Source organism: Verrucomicrobiales bacterium (assembly GCA_016793885.1).
Lineage (GTDB): Bacteria > Verrucomicrobiota > Verrucomicrobiia > Limisphaerales > UBA11320 > UBA11320.
On the sequence record JAEUHE010000042.1, the window covers coordinates 44036 to 61551 of the forward strand.

General features: G+C 61.6%; 3 protein-coding genes. 1 reads left to right on the plus strand and 2 read right to left on the minus strand.

Going from position 1 to position 17516, the window contains the following annotated elements:
• Nucleotides 1-11: 11 nt before the first annotated feature.
• Nucleotides 12-15002 (plus strand): carboxypeptidase regulatory-like domain-containing protein, encoded by a 14991-nt coding sequence (locus JNN07_05295; GenBank protein MBL9167133.1) that lies wholly within the window; start codon nucleotides 12-14, stop codon nucleotides 15000-15002.
• A gap of 194 nt (nucleotides 15003-15196) precedes the next feature.
• Here JNN07_05295 and JNN07_05300 read toward each other — a convergent pair whose 3' ends face one another.
• Nucleotides 15197-15871, minus strand: coding sequence for a hypothetical protein (locus JNN07_05300; protein ID MBL9167134.1), 675 nt, complete (start codon nucleotides 15869-15871; stop codon nucleotides 15197-15199).
• A 740-nt stretch (nucleotides 15872-16611) separates the two neighbouring features.
• On the minus strand, nucleotides 16612-17511 hold the full coding sequence (locus tag JNN07_05305; protein MBL9167135.1) for a hypothetical protein: 900 nt from the start codon (nucleotides 17509-17511) through the stop codon (nucleotides 16612-16614).
• Nucleotides 17512-17516 lie beyond the last annotated feature (5 nt).

The window sequence follows — 17516 nt, forward strand, 5'->3', positions numbered from 1 at the left end:
CCATCACGACCATGAGTTTCTCTTCCTCAAGCCGCGACGTTGTGATCGGAACCGCTCCCGAGCGGGCCGCGCGCCCAGCCGGAGCTGTGGCACGCATCTGGCAGCTTTCGGCTCTTTTGCACCTGCTCCTCGTGTTTCCGGCGTGGGCTCAGCTCACGACCGTGGAGTATCGGGTTGGGGGCACCGCCTTAATTACCAGTCCGGCCGCGGTCGCCGTGCCCAAGGGCATTGCGGGCTCGGTGCGTGTCGACTTGGCGGGGGTGGATCTGACCCAGGAGCCCGTCCGATCCAGCTATGTGGAGGCGGTGCTTCGAGGGCCAGGATTGCCCGAGCCTCGAAGACTGGTGGGCGCCGTCAATGAAGCTCTGCTCTTCCCTCCGCTCAATCTGGTGGGGGATTACCAGCTCAGCAATATTCGACTGGTGAACGGCGTTACGGGAGAGACCGTGATGGAGGCGACCCCCGGAACCGTTCCAGTGCGCGTGTTCGACGAGATCCTCGTTTCGCGCGTCACCTCCCGTCCGCTCACCCTGGAAGAGATTCAGGAAAAGGGCATCTTTATCGACGAATCCAATTTCCGGGCCGTGGAGTTCGAGGCAGCGTTCGTGCTGGATGGTCAGACCATCCCCATCCGCTTTCCGGTCATCTCCCCCAAGTTCAAAGAGTCGACGGAGATTATTCCTGCGGCCGAGCTGGAAGCCCGCCTCGCCGAGGCGGCGGTGCTCAATGCGAAAATCTCCAGCGAGGTGGTGCAGCTTCCTCCCGAATTTCAAACCGCCTCGCTGAACATCGAGATCCAGGGCATCAACTTCCAGGCGGTCGATCCCGCCGAGGATGCGCCCCTGGCCCTGAGAATCCCCCCGATCCCTGCGCTGATGGTGATCCCGGGCAACATCGGCTACCTCCATCAGTTCTTCAGCGTTCAGATCTTCACCGAGAATGCAGCGCCGGCCGGCTCCGGACTTAGTGTGCGCAACGTCAAGGCCACCCTGAAACTTCCTCCGGGGCCGGATCGGGTCGCGGCTACGGAATATGCCTCCCCTGGCGACGATCCGCTCCGTTTCGCTCGAGTCGGGCCGCAGAAAGTCATCCAGCCGGAGCAGACCATCGTCCAGCCCGGCCCCGATGGCAAAGCGGGTACCGCGGATGATGTGGGACTGCTGGGAGCAGGGGATTCCGGGCAGGCGGAGTTTTTGGTGGAAGGGCTCCAAGAGGGGCTTCACGTGATGGATCTGGACCTGGTTGCGGATTTGGACGGGCTAGCCGCCGGCACTGTGCGCGTGAAGGGCAAGGCGGCGGGCGCCGTTCTCGTTCGAAACCCCAAGTTCTCGATGGCGTTCGCGCATCCGCGGACCGTCAGGGCGGGGGAACCTTATGAGGCCTCGGTGACATTACTAAACACCGGCAGCACCCCCGCGAATCTGGTTCAGGTGAGCCTGAATCGAAACTCCATCAGCGGTGCTCGCCTCGAGGATGAAACGCAGCAGACGGTCCAGCTCGGCACCATTCTGCCCGGCCAGACTGCCACCGCGCGGTTTCGGATGCGGTCGCTTCGCACCGGGTCCGTGAGCTTCTCCAACTTGACCACCAGCGACGACAGCATCGAGGGCCGATTCCGTTTGAGCATGGGCGTGGACGAACGTGGAGTGGCACTTTCTCCCGACACCATCGCGATGCCTGATTTCGTGACGGCTCTTCCCGAGGCCCTTCAGTTTGCCGCCACGAGAGTGTTGGGGCAGGCGTTGAGCGTTGCGACGGCTGCGCAGCTGCCTCCTGGCGTTCGGGGCATTCCCAAAGGGATTGTCACCCGCCGCGTGCTGGAGTTGGCGGAGGCTGGTCAGCGACTTCGCTATAACGACCCGTTGCCACGCGTCCTGGCCGATCTGCTGCTGGATTGGCAGGGGGGAAGGGAAGCCAATCTTGGGTTCGATCAAATCCTTCGGGAAACCGAGGCCGGCCTTGAATGGAGGCAGGCGATTTTCAACGCCTTGCTGAAAAGTGAGAATCTGGATGCCACCGCCAGCCTGGTGTCTCATAGCCCCGATTTGGCCGGACTGGGCCAGCCGTGGGTCCTGGGCAGCGCTTCCGTCGGAAGCCACTGGCTGGCGCTGGCCAGCAGCACGAACCAGGTCAACCCGGCGCGTAGCGAAGTGCCGTACCACTTGGTTTATCAAGGAAGCAACGGCCTTTGGTCTGCCGGAGTGCCATCCACCAACTATCCGGTGATTTTGCATTGGTCACCCACCTCCTCGGTGTCGCGCCTGGAGCTTGCGGCAACCGTGTTAAGCGGAGATGGCACCGGAAGGCAGCTTCGCTGGGACATTTCCAATCCGCCCGCGAATGCCGTCTATCGCTTTGGACCCGACTTCTCCGGGACCGAGCTGCAGGTCGACCTGAACAATGACGGCACCTTTGAAAGCTCGCTGGCGGGAATCGTCAGCCCCGTGGTCGAAGTGCCTCCCAGCGTGATCGCGGTGGAACAGGATGTCTCCATTCTGGCGGGGCGTCCGTTCGCGCCGTGCATCGGGCCCCAGAACATTTTTAATTACGGCACCGTGCTGGCGGTGGTGTATTCCAAGCCGATGACTCAGGCGACTGCCGGCAACGAGAGCGCCTACACGGTGGACGGCGGTAACGGGGCAAACTCGGCGCAGATCCAGCCGGGCGGGCGGGTCGTGTATCTCAATTTGCGCAAGGGAGTCAGCGCGATTCGGCAGCGCACGCTGTCCTTCCAAGGGATCACGGATTCGCGCGGGAATGCGCTCGTCACCCCCAGCCGCCCCATCCGATCCGTCGAACCGGGGACAACGGCGCCCTTCATTGACGGTGTGGCGATCAAAGGTCGAGCGTTGCGGGGCAATGGTCAGCTCGCCGCGGGAATTCCGGTCACTCTGACGATGTATGACCAGGCGTTCAGCGGGCTCTTTTGCGAGAGTTGGACCCGGCGGGTCAGCCAGGTGATCACGGACGAGAAGGGTGCTTTCGAATTCGACTTTGTCTTGGCTGGCATCCCTTATTCCATCTCTGCCACCGATACCGGTGAGCTTTCCGCCGAAGCCCTGGCCATCATCGCCGAGGCCACCACGCAGACAGCGGTCGATAGCCAACGCATCGAAGAACTGGCGACGTCCGAAGCAACCCGGGACACGCTCCTGGGTGCGTTCGCTGCGGGCTCGCTGCCCCAGGCCATCGCCAAGGTTGAAGGATTGGACCGGGCCTTGGTTCGCGATTTCATCGCGCCAGATTCCGGTCGGATCGGGCAGGAAGTTCCCGTGGCTCTCCGATTTCGTGGCCGCGCCATTGTCACGGGCCAGGTGCTTGCCGCGGACGGTGTGAGCCCGATTCCGGGCGCTGCCGTGAACCTGTTTCCCGACCTGGATTCCCGAGAGTTGGGACGGGGTATCCTTGCTGATGAACAAGGCCTTTTTGCCTTCTACGGAGTCCCCCTTGGTGTCTTCTCCGTGGAGGTGGCCACTTCGGACCGACGCACGCGCACTGTCTCCGGTTTGGTGTCGGTCCCGGATCAAGTGACGAATCTAGTTATTTCTCTTCCTTCCCAAATCACGCCTTACGCCCAGTTCAGAGGCCGCGTCTTTGATTCCGACAATCTCACACCCCAAGCGGGAGCCCGGGTATTCCTAGGTACGCTGGAACTCAATTCCGTCAAGGATGTGGTCCGAATCGCGACCACGGATAGCGATGGCAATTGGGAGGCGAAGGACGTGCCGCTGCGCTCTTTGGATGTGGTGGCGGTATCCTTCGATGGCAAACGCAAAGGGGTGCGCGCGGGTGTGGTGCCGCAGGCGGATGTGCTAACAGTCGTCAATGTGGCTCTAGAGGCTACCACCCGTGTGTTCGGCCGGGTTCAGTTTGAGGATGGCCGTCCGGCCCCAAACGCGCTCGTCGCGGGTGGCGAGTCCCTGGTCCGAACCGACACGAATGGCTACTTCACCCTGGCGGGCGTCCCGCTGGGCTCCCGCTCGTTCAGCGCCGGTATTGAGCGTAACCTTGCCGCGGGGATCGAGTTTCCTCGGTTGGGCACCACCACGATGACCATCGTTCCCGGCGTCGACAATTTTGTGGTCATCAAGTTCTCTTCAGCCGGACGGATCTTTGGAAAGGTTCTGGACGTCAACGGGGCACCCAAGGGAGGCGTGCGCATCGCGATTCCCATCGAAGGGGGCTTCTTGTGGACCGATGCCGACAGCCAGGGCAACTACGTGTTTGAAAACCTTGGTTTGGGATCCTACACCCTCAGCGCGCCTGCCAACGCGGTGTTTAACAACACCCTCGACGTTCGCGCTCTCAACGAGAAGATCCGTAGCGGGAATGAAGAAGAGATCATGGCGGCCTTCGAGGAGGCGATCTCGGTGTTTGTGGGGGCGAACGATCCCCTGCTGACGGGTGCGCAGTTAAATTTCCGTCCGAGCAGCTGGGGTTACACCCGCACGCGTCTGCGATTCGATGGAGAATCGGTCGAGGCCAATATTCGGTACATCGCAGAAGGCTCAGTCACCGGACAGGTTGTCAACCATCAAGGTGTTCCTATTGGCGCGCGCGTCCGACTCAACGGCATTGGTCCCGCCATCAACGGGGAGCCGAAGATGACCATTCGCGGCGAGCTGGACAGCGATCCCGCCACGGGGCTGTTTATTTTTCCGGGTAACCTGCTAGCGGGTCCCTGGACTCTCCAGGTTGCGTCCCCGTTCTATCCCGTCATCCTAAGCAAGGAGGGCTTCACCACCGAGCTGGATCCGAATGTCACCAATGTCGTCATGAAGTTTCCGCCGATTCGCGAGGTCAACGGCAGAATTGCCGGCCGGGTCTTGCGTCCGGACGGCTCCCTGGTGGGCGAGGGGGTCAAGGTGCGCATCAGCATCTCCAACGACTACGAGATTCAGACCGACACCAACGGCGTGTTCGATACCCAGATTGCGGTCCCGGCCGGCGGTTACCGGGTGACCGCTTTTGATGCAGAATCGGGGCTGCGCGGGGAAGCCTACCTCGGCGTGACCGCTGGCATCACCAATTTTGTCGATGTCAGCCTGCTCACGAAAAACTCGGCCGTGAAGGTGGTGGTGGTTCGTGGCAATGGCCTGCCGGCTCCTGGTGCACAGGTCGATCTCGAGCAGGGATCTTTCCCGCGCGATCCGCGCATCACTCTCATTGCCAACGAACAGGGCGAGGTGACCTTCACCGATCTGTGGGAGGGAACCTATGCGGTCTGTGCGCAGTACCTCGACGGTGCTACTCGTCTTTACGCTCGGGGTGGTGCCTCCGTAGGTCCCAACAGCACGACGCCTGTCACACTGCGACTGGGGGCCACGGGCACTCTCGTGGGGCAATTCGTCAAGCGCGATCTAGTGACGCCTGTGGCTGGTGCGCAGGTCGCCATCGGCAATCTCGGTTTCGCTTCGACGGACGATGAAGGACGATTTCGTTTTACCGGAGTTCCAATCGGCACTTATCGGCTCACGACGTCTGATCCCGTCAGCGGTGCTGCGGCTCAGGCCAGCGTGACTCTGACACTGCCCGATCAGGAACAAACAGTGCTGATCGTCGAAGGAGCCCGAGGCGAAGTCACCGGTTTTGTGGCCGACAGCTATGGCCAAGGCTACGTGCCCGGAGCGACTGTCACCATTCGGTTCTCCGACGGGGTCACCGCTTCGCGCAGCGTGACTACAGGGCCGGATGGGCGTTTTAGCTTCCCGGGATCTCCCGTGGGTGCTTTCCACCTGACAGCTCGAGATCTGGACAAGGTCAAGGGCGGGCGAGGGGTGTCTGGACAAGCCTCGGGCGTGCTCTCAGAGCCGTCCTTGCTGGCCAGTGTCGATATCCAGTTGCAGCAGTTGGGCGTCCTTCCGGTCCAGGTTCTCCGCGAGGATGGCTTGACCCCGGCAGAGAATGTGCGCGTCACGCTCTCGGGGCGTCCTTCCCAGGACACCGGGCCATCGGGTGAAGTCCTGTTTATCGACTTACCCTATCGTTCGAGCGTCACCGCAGTCGCCATTTCTTCCCGCGCCGGCAACCAGCACAGCGGGAGCTCTGGTAGCGTGGCGATCAATCAGATCGGCACCAACCCTCCGTTGGTGCTGAGGCTGCGAGGCGTCGGGAACGTGTCCGGTCAAGTGGTAGGCAGCGATGGCTCCACGCCCGTTGTGGGAGCGGAAGTGGTCATTCAGTATCTCGCCCCGCTATTCTCGGGCGAAAAACGCCTTGCCATTAGCGGAGCTCAGGGCGGCTTTACCTTTGATGATGTTCCATTAGGACCGTATCGAGTCACCGCGCAGAATGTTTCGCTGGCAGGATCGGTCTCCGGCGATATTTCACAGCACGAGGAGAGCGATTCTGTGAGGATCCGTCTGGGCGATTCGGGACGGATCCGCGGGCGTCTCGTGCGGGCGGACGGCGAGACGCCGGTTGAAGGCGTCAATCTCGCGGTGCTCTACAACTCCCAGAGCACCAACCCAGGCCGGGCAGCTGCCCTCACCGACGCCAACGGCGCCTTCGAGTTTCTCAATGTCCCACTTGGCTCGTTTCACCTCACCGCCGCCGCGCCTGCGTTTGGAGGAGTCGTGGAACTCGATCGGCAGCTGATCTCCAACGGTCAGGATCTGGAGCTCGGCGACCTGGCTTTTGATGAAGAGTTTCCTCGCGTGCTCAGCGTTACGCCGGCCTACGGAAGCGTGGGAGTGAATACGACGAACGCCGTGGAAATTGTTTTCTCGGAAGCCCTCATCCCCGCCTCGGTGAACCCTCAGGGGGTGTATCTTCGCAGCGGATCCGCCAAGGTCGACGCGAGCTTGGTCCTTCTCGACGACGAGGTAGGCATCCCTCGCATTGTTCGACTGACCCCGCTGCGTCCGCTTCTCAGCGAACGGGTATATGAGATCGTCGTCGTCGCCGGCGAAGTGTTCGGCGCCGGTGGGCAGGCGACGGGCAGCGGTCCCCTCGATCTGGTGAAACGGCCACTCACCTCTCCGGTGCTGTCCCGCTTTACGACCGACGATAACGATCCGCCGGTCCTGCTCTCTCTGTTTCCGACGAATGGGGCCATTCAGATCGATCCTCGAAGCCTGCCTCGGCTCAGTTTCAACGAGGCGCTGCGGAGCACCGGATTCGTCTTCCGGCTGACCGGACCTTCCGGCGAGGTGCCCGGTACCGCGTCCGTCGGGTTGAACGGCCAGGTCCTGAGCTTCTTGCCGAATGCTGACCTCCGACCCAATGCTCGCTATTCGCTGATCGCGAGCAACCTTTTGGACCTGGCGGGCAATCTGTCGACCAATGAGCCCTATGTCGCCACCTTCGATACGTTGGACACCGTCGGACCTCGATTGAAAACCGTCGCGATTGCCGATGGTCGTCGGCCGGCCGCGAACGCCACCGTCCCCATCGAGGTATCGCTGGAAACGGATGAACCCGGAGTTTCAGTGCGGTTGAGCCAAGACTTCACGGCCCTCGGCACCACCACCAACAAACCCTACCGCTTCAACGTGAAGCTGCCGGGCAGCGGCGCGACCACGCTCCGGGCTATCGCCACGGATATCTTTGGAAATGAGGGTCCGTTGGGCGAGTTGGTCGTTCAGGTGGATGTGAACCAGCGTCCGACTGTGACCTTCGTGCGTGTGCTTCCTCTCGATGGACCTGCCGCGAGCGGATCGACGGTGATCGTGGATGTGGTGGCATCGGATGACAGCGGCATCAGCCAGCTGAAGGCCATCGTAGGCGGCCTGCCCGGCACCAGCCTGCTCACCACCAACGGCTCCCTGGTGCGCATCCAAGGGATCATTCCGTCGACCTCCGGCCCCGGAACCATTGAGTTCTTTGCCGAGGCTACGGATGACATCGGCCAGTCGAGCGGTCAGCAAACCTTGAGCATCCCCATCCGCGACGCCACGCTTCCAACTATGGCTTTGGTGTCGCCAGCGGCCGGATCCGTGCTGAATCCTGGAACGGTGACCCCGCTATCCTTGCAGCTGGCTGACAATTTCGGTGTGACCGAGGTTACTTTAGAGGTGGCTGGCGCTTTCTCCCTCAGTTCCACCACAACTATCTCCCCCGCCCAAACCAATGGCAGCTACCAACTGGATCTGCCCGTTCCATCCACCGCCCCCGTGAATGCGGAGTCGGTCCAGGTGACCCTTACGGCTCGCGATGCCGCCGGCAACGTCTCGGCCCAGGTGGTGCGCTCGTTCCGCATGCCCGATCGTACTGCACCCACTCTCCTGAGCAGCACTCCGTCACCGGGCGCGACAGGCATCGATGTGGGAATTGTGGTCAGCTTGCTCTTCTCGGAGCCATTGGACAGCAACACGGTCACTACGAACTCGATCACTCTGTCCAAAGCCGACGATGGAGCCCTTGTGCCGGCGGTTGTCCAGTTGGCTCCCGATCTCAAGTCGGTGACGGTGGATCCGGTGGCTCCGCTTGCCGCCGAGACTCTGTATCGTCTCGTGGTCGCGGCGACCGTGAAGGACTTGGCGAATAACTCGCTGGTCGCATCGATCACTAATGACTTCCGAACCTCGGAATTCCAGCTGGCGAGCCCGCTCCCTGGTCAGTCCGTCGTGGAAGGGCAAGCTTTGGTTCTGCGGGCGGGAAGCGCCACGTTGATCTTCAGTAAGGTTCGATTCCTCGCCGATGGGAGCGAGGTCTCCGTCGTGACCGCTTCGCCTTACACGAATCTATTTCCAGTGCCGTCCATCGCCTCCCTCGGCACGAATCGCATCACGATCGGGGCAGAAGCGCTCAGTGCGTCGGACGTGAAACTGGCCTCGGCCTTCGCCACCATCACCATCTACGCCGCCAACGAGGACACCGACGGCGACGGGGTGAGCAATGCTGACGAACTCGCTCAGGGCATGGATCCGTTCACTCCGAACGTTCCCCCCACGATTCAAGCTCCCTTTGTCGTGGAGGTGGTGCAGGGCGTGCTGACCAATGTGCTGGTCGGCGCCGTTGACCCCGATGGCAATCTGCTTCGGTTGCAGGTGCGGGAGTCGTTGGCCGACGATCGCGTTCGGCTTTTCGAGACGCTTTATTTCGCTCCAAGCGGAGGATTGGATTTTCAGAGTCCTCTCCCCACGGGGAGCTTTAGCGGGCCAGTGCTGATCCGGAGCTCCGTCCCAGGGTCGCTCTCATTCTTGGTGAGGGCGCTGGATGGAGGCGGGTTGTCGGCGACGCAGGCCGTTACGGTGGTTACTCTGCAGGATCGGGACCTCGACGGGATTGCGGATCGGGATGATCAGGATCGCGACGGCGACGGATTTACCAACGCTCAGGAGACGACTTTGGGCCTCAATCCAGACGAGAGCGACACCGATGGTGACGGAATTCCCGACGCCGTCGAAACTTCCGGGTCGAATGGATTCGTGACCAACGCGCTTCATGCGGACACCGATGCGGATGGAGTTCCGGATGGTTTTGAGCTGGCTTTGGGAACAAATCCGACCAACTCGAACGATGGATCGAGCATCGTGGTTATCAATGGCCGAACGGTGACGTTTGACGGCAGCGCTCGGTTGGGAACGTTGGTGTTGACCAATGGGGCGGTGCTGACCCATCCGATCGCGGGCCTCAGCGGCGCGCCTCGGTTGGAGCTGTCGGTCACTCGCCTGGTAGTCGATGCGACCAGCCGGATCGATTTGACGGGACGTGGTTACCTGGGTGGCCTGCGTGCGCCGAACAACGCCTCTCAATCCGGTCGTACGTTCGGAAACACCACGATCGGTGGCAGCACGCGACGCAACGGTGGCAGTCACGCGGGACTCGGGGGAATGGGCGACACCGAGCCTACGCCGGCTCAGCCGTATGGGTCCTTCAAGACTCCCCAAACTTTGGGCGGCGGTGGCGGTTCCGATGTGACCGCAGCTGGTAATGGCGGCGGACGTGTGCAGATCACGGCCGAGTCGATCGAGTTGGAGGGACAGATTTTGGCCGACGGGGAAGATGGCTCCCGATACGCGGGTGGCGGGGCAGGGGGGAGCGTCTATATCCGGACCGGTAACCTGCTCGGTGCCGGGGCGATCCGTGCCAATGGCGGCGGCTCGGGACCCCAATCGGGGGGCGGCGGTGGCGGGCGCATCGCGCTGTATTTTACCAACGCTGCTTCGGTCGTCTTTACGAATGTGCAGGCGAGTGGGGGCGACCTCACCGCTCGGAGTGAGGGGACTCCGGGAACCGTCTACGTGGAACAGGCCAGCCATCTGAGCGAGTTGGTCGTGGCCCGCACGAGCACCAATAACCTGGCCGAGGCTACCCCGCTAGGATCGTTGGCCGGGGGCATCTCGGCGGTCTTACAGGCGAATTTGTTAGGTGACCGTGCGGCTGCCTTCGTGCCCGGTGCGCTCATTGGAATGCAGTTGAAGCCCAACCCGACCAGCACGCGGCTCTTCCGCATCGTGGGTAACTCCAGGTCCTACATCTTCACGGATCCGGCGGATGGCAACCTTACCGATGTCGCTAGGGTGGGCGATGCCTATTCCGCCGAGCTTTCGGTCGGACGCCTGATCATTCGTCAGGGTGCGACGGTTGAGATTGCCGATGCCAATCTGGAACGGCCCGACCGTCGTGGTCGCCTGGTCGCCACCGAACTCGAGCTCTCGGTCGGGGCGCGCCTCACACACCCCTATGCAACCATCGCGACTCAGTTCGGATTGGAGTTAGACATCGCCAACTCCTTGAAAGTGGATGCCACCAGCCAGATCAATGTGAGTGACCGGGGATACTTGGGCGGGCTCAGCCGGGATAACTCCTTCAGCTCCTTCGGTCGAACGATGGGCAACACCACGCAGGGCGGCAGTTTCCGGCGATCCGGTGGCAGTTACGGCGGGATTGGGGCCACGGGGGATGCGGAGCAATTCGTCAACGAGGTCTACGGGTCGTACTCCGATCCCAGCGAGGTGGGCAGCGGTGGCGGATCAGACAGCAGTCCAGCCGGCAACGGCGGCGGGCTGATTCGCATCCAGGTGGATTACCTCAGCCTGGATGGCCAGTTGCTGGCCAACGGCGGATCCGGCTCGCGATACGCCGGTGGCGGCAGCGGCGGTGGTATCAAGATCTCGGCGAATTCGCTCAGTGGTTCCGGTCTGGTTACCGCCAACGGCGGAGACGGTGGCCTACAATCAGGCGGTGGTGGCGGGGGACGTATCGCGATCTTCTACAACACATCGACCAATTTCTCTTTCGAGAGTCTTTCCGCCGCGGGCGGCGGCGGACGTAGTGAGGGGGGCACGGGTGGCGTGGGTACGGTCGTCGCCCGACAGGCCGGCAACATTCCAACCATTGTCATTCGCAGCACCGGCCGCGAGACGCCGTTGCCGGAGTTCCAGGGGGAACATCTGGTTGTGGATGGCGCTGTGGTCTCCGGCAAGGCTCTGAACCTCGCCAGTCTCACGCTGACCAACGGCGCGGTTCTGACTCATCCGGCAGCCACCGCCGACACCGAGAGCCGCTTGGAAATCAATGTCGGACAGTTGATCATCTCCGCCGACAGCCGCATCGATGTTACCGGACGAGGCTATCTCGGCGCGCTCAAGGGAGCGAACGCGAACAGCGCGTCGGGTCGAACCTTGGGCAATACCACGACCGGTGGCAGCACCCGTCGCAACGGCGGCAGCTACGGCGGGTTGGGAGCGACCGGCGACGCCGAACAAACCGTCAACGGCATCTATGGATCCTTCTACGATCCTAACGAGTCCGGCAGCGGCGGTGGATCGGACAGCGGAGCTGCTGGGAACGGCGGCGGCGTTGTTCGCATCACGGCCCAGACCATGTCTTTCGAAGGCCTGATTCGTGCGAACGGTGGATCCGGGTCTCGCTACGCGGGTGGCGGTAGCGGTGGTGCCATTAAGATCACCACCGATACGATCTCAGGATCGGGTCTGGTGCAGGTGAACGGGGGCGACGGTGGACCCCAGTCGGGCGGCGGTGGTGGCGGCCGCGTTGCCGTTTACTACCAGAGCGCGGTGAACTTTGACCTGTTGCAGCTCGAGTCGAAGGGCGGCTCAGGCCAAGATCATGGCGCGCCTGGCACCGTGGTTACGAAGCGAGGTGCCGCGATTGCACAGGTGTTGATCCGCGGCGAGGGACGGGAAACCCCGCTGCCGCCGACGCTGCAGGGCGATCACGTGATCGTGGAGGGCTCCCGAGTTTCCGGAAATCTGGTCACTCTCTCCAGTCTGCTGCTCACGAATGGCGCGGTTCTGACGCACGACGGAACGGGTGCTGCTAGCGAAAGCCGGTTGGAGCTCCAAGTGACCGATCTCATCATCTCTTCGGACAGCCGAATCGACGTGTCTGGACGCGGGTATCTGGGAGGGCTAAACGGAGCCAATGCGGGCAGTTCATCGGGTCGGACGCTGGGCAACACCGTTGTTGGCGGAAGTACCCGGCGCAACGGCGGCGGGTATGGTGGATTGGGTGCCACTGGCGACACGGAGCAATCCGTGAATGTAACCTACGGATCCTTCTACGACCCGAACGAGCTGGGCAGCGGCGGCGGTTCTGACAGTGGCGCGGCCGGTAGCGGCGGTGGGCTCGTGCGGATCACGGCGACCAATCTCTCGCTGGAGGGACAGATTCGGGCGAACGGCAACATCGGCTCACGCTATGCCGGCGGTGGCAGCGGCGGGGGTATCAAAATTACGACCACTTCCATCTCCGGTTCGGGAAGCATTCAGGTGAACGGCGGGGACGGCGGGCCTCAGTCGGGTGGCGGTGGCGGCGGTCGTATCGCGGTTTATTATCAGACGGCGGCGAACTTTGGCCTGCTGAAGCTGGAGTCCTTGGGTGGTTCGGGTCGCGACGTCGGTGCCCCTGGAACGATCGTCACCAAGCGCGGGACAGCGATTGCGGACGTGGTCATTCGCGGTTCGGGTCGCGAGACGCCGCTTCCTCCGACTTTGTTGGGCGATCACTTGATCGTGGATGGGGCCATTGTCTCAGCCGACGGCGTCACCCTCTCTAGCTTGATCCTGACCAACGGCGCGGTGCTGACCCACGCGTTTACGGATCTGACGACGGAAGGGCGACTGGAGATCAACGCCACAACCCTCTTGATTGATGGGGACAGCCGAATCGACGTGAGTCGGCGGGGTTACTTGGGTGGCTTACGCGGGCTCAATGGGGGCAGCCAGTCGGGTCGTACCTTCGGGAACACGACGAGCGGCGGTAGCACTCGACGCAATGGTGGCAGCTATGGCGGCATGGGGGCGATGGGTAACACCGAATCCACGACTGCCTCTGTCTACGGCGCGTTTCACAGTCCAAACGAAGTGGGTAGCGGTGGTGGATCTGATAGCGGTCCCGCCGGAAGCGGCGGCGGCCTGGTCCACCTCAACATCGACTCGCTGGTTCTGGAAGGACAGATCCTGGCCGACGGCGAGGGTGGCTCACGGTATGCCGGGGGCGGCAGCGGTGGTGCGATCTTGATTCGGGCACGCTCTCTCGTCGGTTCTGGTCTCATCTCTGCCAATGGCGGCTTCAGCGGTCCCGAGTCAGGCGGCGGCGGCGGCGGTCGAATCGCCATCTATTCGGATTCAGTCGCTCAGGCCGTCGTGGATCTAGTCCAAGCTTTGGGCGGTCCGGGTGGTCTCCGTAGCGGCTCGCCGGGAACAATCTACTTCCAGTCCGCGGTGGCTCCGACCGGACATCTGGTCATTGATTCTCGCGGGGCCAATGCTCCGAGCAGGGCGACCCCGCTCTTGTCGGTCGGAGGGAGCACGAGCACTGCGCTTTCGGCCACTCTGCTCACCGACACCAACGCCAATTTGCCGCCCGGTGGGTTAGTCGGTTTACTCCTCAAACCCAATGCCGCGCAGGCTGCGAGCTTCTTGATCGTGAGCAACACCGCCACGACCATTGTCACTGATCCGCTCGACGGCAACATGACTCCGGCGGCCGTGGTCGGCAACGCCTACAGCGTGACGCCGACTGTGGGCAAGCTGAGCGTTCGGGGCGGGGCCATCGTGGAGTTGGTCGACGCCGACACATCGCTGTCGGATCGACGAGGCACTTTCCGGGCTACCACGGCCGAGATCGTGGGGAGTAGTTTGCTCACCCACCCCTCGAATACCGGGGACGTCCAGTTCGGTTTAGAGTTGGTGGTGGATGAGGTCCTGACGGTGGATGCCACGAGTCGGGTGGATGTCAGCCAGCTAGGGTATCTCGGCGCATCCAAGCCGGGCAACTTCAGTCAGTCCGGAAAGACTTTCGGCAACGACAGTTTGTTGGGCAGCACCCGCCGCAACGGCGGAAGTCACGGCGGAAGCGGCGGCTTTGGCAATACCGGTGGCATTGTGGGTGAACTCTACGACGATCAGCAGGCCCCCACCCAGCCAGGTGGTGGCGGCGGCTCCGATAGCGGTGGCGCGGGCAACGGTGGTGGTGTCGTAAGGCTCTATGTTGGGACGTTGCAACTGCAGGGCAAGATCGCGGCCGATGGTGAGAGTGGATCTCGCTACGCGGCCGGTGGTGCGGGTGGTTCCATTTGGATCAACGTGCGGACTTTGTCCGGGACCGGTTCGATGAGTGCCGATGGCGGCAACGGCGCCCAAGAGTCCGGTGGCGGTGGCGGCGGACGCATCGCGATCTACTATCAAGACGCGTCAGCCTTCGACTTCCTCAAGGTGACCACCCTAGGTGGAGCTGGCTTGAGTTCGGGAGCCGATGGGACTCGGTATTACCTACCGACACAGTTTGTTCCGCCGTCAGCTCCTGCGGTTCCGCGGTTGCAGGCGGTGATCTACGAGATCGCGGTCAGTGGGATCAGCGACCCATCCACGCCGAGCACGGCTGGAGGATCGGGTGATGCCGAGGTGCTGGTTCGCTGGACCGGAGAGCCGGGTCGCCGGTTCGCGGTCGAGAGCACCCGCGATTTAATTCACTGGACGACCATACCCGTTGTCGTGGTGGAGACCTCCTCTGGACGTTACCAGGCCCGCATCGCCGACAGCGGCGCACCGCTGCAGCAAGGCTTCTTCCGAGTTCGGAAGCTGGATTGAAGTAGGAGCTGAGTCGCCTGTGAGTAGCAAGCATCGAGGTCAACCCGCTCCCCGGCGTGATTAAACCCGGGCGGGACTTGGTCGAAGATCGATCCGATTGAGCTTATCGGTTTGATCTCGTTGAGCCCATCATGGCTCCAGGCTCAGCTGACAAGGCAGGCTACCTCCCGATACGGGCCTCTGCACGTGGATTATCAGAAGGCTGACTTCCTTCGGCGGAGAGTTGGTAATCCGGCGCAGCCCAAGGCGAAAACTAAGTAGCCTGCTGGCTCTGGAATAGGTTCCGTGGAAAACCGAACCTCGTCGATCCCTACTCCGACGTCACCCAATATTACCTGAAGGCGCACTTTCTGTCCTGTGTAGCCGCTCATATCGATCCACCAATCACTGACGACACCGTGAACACCGCCAGCGGCCACTATGGTTTTGACTTGTGATTCGAGTCGAACTCCATCGACCTCCACCACGACATCTCCAAGCGCGCCAAACAGCGCACGATACTGCAATGTTCTTGTTGCCTCTGGAATCGTCACCAGTTGCTCAGCGACGATGGCACTGGTACCCAAACCGCGTGCGAAGAGGTAATAGTTTCCAATCGGCAAGCCTCCGGGGTCAGCCTCCTTCCCATACATGGTTGCGTAGAATCCCTGTGAGGCTTGAACTCCAAACGGAACAAGTGAGCCAGCCACACCATTATCCACTGTTCCGATTTTCCCGGTGCCATCATAATTTCTAACGCTCCAACCAAGCAGAAACGTGGTCGTGGAATCGTAAAGCTCGAATCCGCCGTTGATAATCCCCTGGGCTCGAAGCGAGGCTTCAGGTGCCGCTAGCATCAGCGCAAGAAGAGGTATATAACGGGCTTTCATGGAACGACTTTATCAGATTCGAAGATCAGCGTCTGAGGCGTTCTCCGGAGCTTCCTGGAATGCTGGCATAGTTCCAAGCTGCACCTTGCCCATCATCATTGTAAGGGGGGGGCTGATTTTGTGCCTATTTTTGAATCCTAAGCCACGGAGCGATGGCACCGCCATGAGCAGGCTCATGCCCGGAGGCTTACCAACTCGGTGAACGTACGTTCATCGAGTTGGTCGTAGCTGCGCTTTCGGGGTCGGACCGCGGCAAGTCAAAGTGGCTCAACCGCTTGTCTGTTTCGTTACGATCTGGAAGGAGCTTAGGTTCGATTTTGGTGGCCTATTTTTGACTCCTGAGCCGAGGAGCGATGGCACCGCCATGAGCAGGTTCAAGCCCGGAGGCTTACCAACCCGATGAACGTACGTTCATCGAGTTTGTACTGGCTGGTCGGCTGACCAGATAGCCGGGGGGGGGATTGCCAACGCAAAGAAGTTTCGGGGCCGGATCGCCGGAAGTTACTCTGGCTAAATGGATTGCCTATTTAGTTAACGATCCAGGAGGGGCTTAGCCTTGATTTTGTTGGCCTGTTTTTGACTCCTAAACCAAGCAGCGCTGACATCGCTATCAACAGGCTCAAGCCCGGCGGCCTACCAACTCGATGAACGTACGTTCATCGAGTTGGTTCAGGAGGAAGCCTACCGAGTGCGGACTGGCCAAGTCCATAGGGGAGGGGACCCGTTGAGGGGAGTTGGGTTTAATCAGGTGTTTCGACTCGGATCCGGAAGTAGGAGGTGTTGCTCAGTTGGACGCGGGAGAATGAGGACTGGTTCAGCGGCGGCGTGGCGCGGATGCCTCGCTTCAGGTCCTTCAACGCATTCAATGAGCTGCCACCCTCGATCGCATAGGTGCGGCCCTCGACACTGGGCCACTGGAGGGTGATTTCCTCCAGCCCGGGCACGATACTGACCCGCAGGTTGGATCGGCGATCCGTGGGATCCGATCCCATCGCTTCCTCACTCAGGTTGTTGGCTCCATCGCGATCAGCATCGTCGGAATAGAAGGCGGCCTGGAGATTGCCAAAATACTTCTTCTCCCAAGCGTCGGTCAGGCCATCGAGATCGGTGTCGTCAGCATCCGGCGCGACAGCTTGAAACGTGACCACGCCTGGTTCAGCTTCGAGAATCGTTGCGTTGGTCGTGACGAAGCTCGCAAACAATCCTAGGTGGCCGATGGCCAGTTCGAACCTGGGTGTGTCTTGAGTCCGTCGTGCGAAACTCACACTGCCCAGCAGGATGCGGTTCCCGCCGATCCCCACCTGCGCCGTGCGCGCGTCGAGGTGTCCGCCCACGAAGAGCACTTGCCCTGCGGTGGTGGCGTCGGGCCTCACCTGAGGTAGCAACTTCTTTCCGTCGTGGAAGTACCACGTCGACTCATTGAGTGTCGCTGAAGCGACCCGCAACAGGCTGGGGATGTAGGACAGGCGAAAGGTCTGACTCACGATCGCCGGGCCTGAGATGTCAGCAAAGACCTGCACCTGGACCAAGGGGCCGGTGGAGGAGGCCTCGCCGTATACTCTGACTGATGCCTGCAAGTTAACCTGGCAGCACCAGAGGAGTAAGGCGAGTGGGGCCAATCGTTGGATTTGTATCTTCATAGCAA

Bases quoted from the DNA above. Each gene is read 5' to 3' on its own strand.
- JNN07_05305 (MBL9167135.1), bottom strand. From the start codon at position 17,511: ATGAAGATACAAATCCAACGATTGGCCCCACTCGCCTTACTCCTCTGG.
- JNN07_05295 (MBL9167133.1), top strand. From the start codon at position 12: ATGAGTTTCTCTTCCTCAAGCCGCGACGTTGTGATCGGAACCGCTCCC.
- JNN07_05300 (MBL9167134.1), bottom strand. From the start codon at position 15,871: ATGAAAGCCCGTTATATACCTCTTCTTGCGCTGATGCTAGCGGCACCT.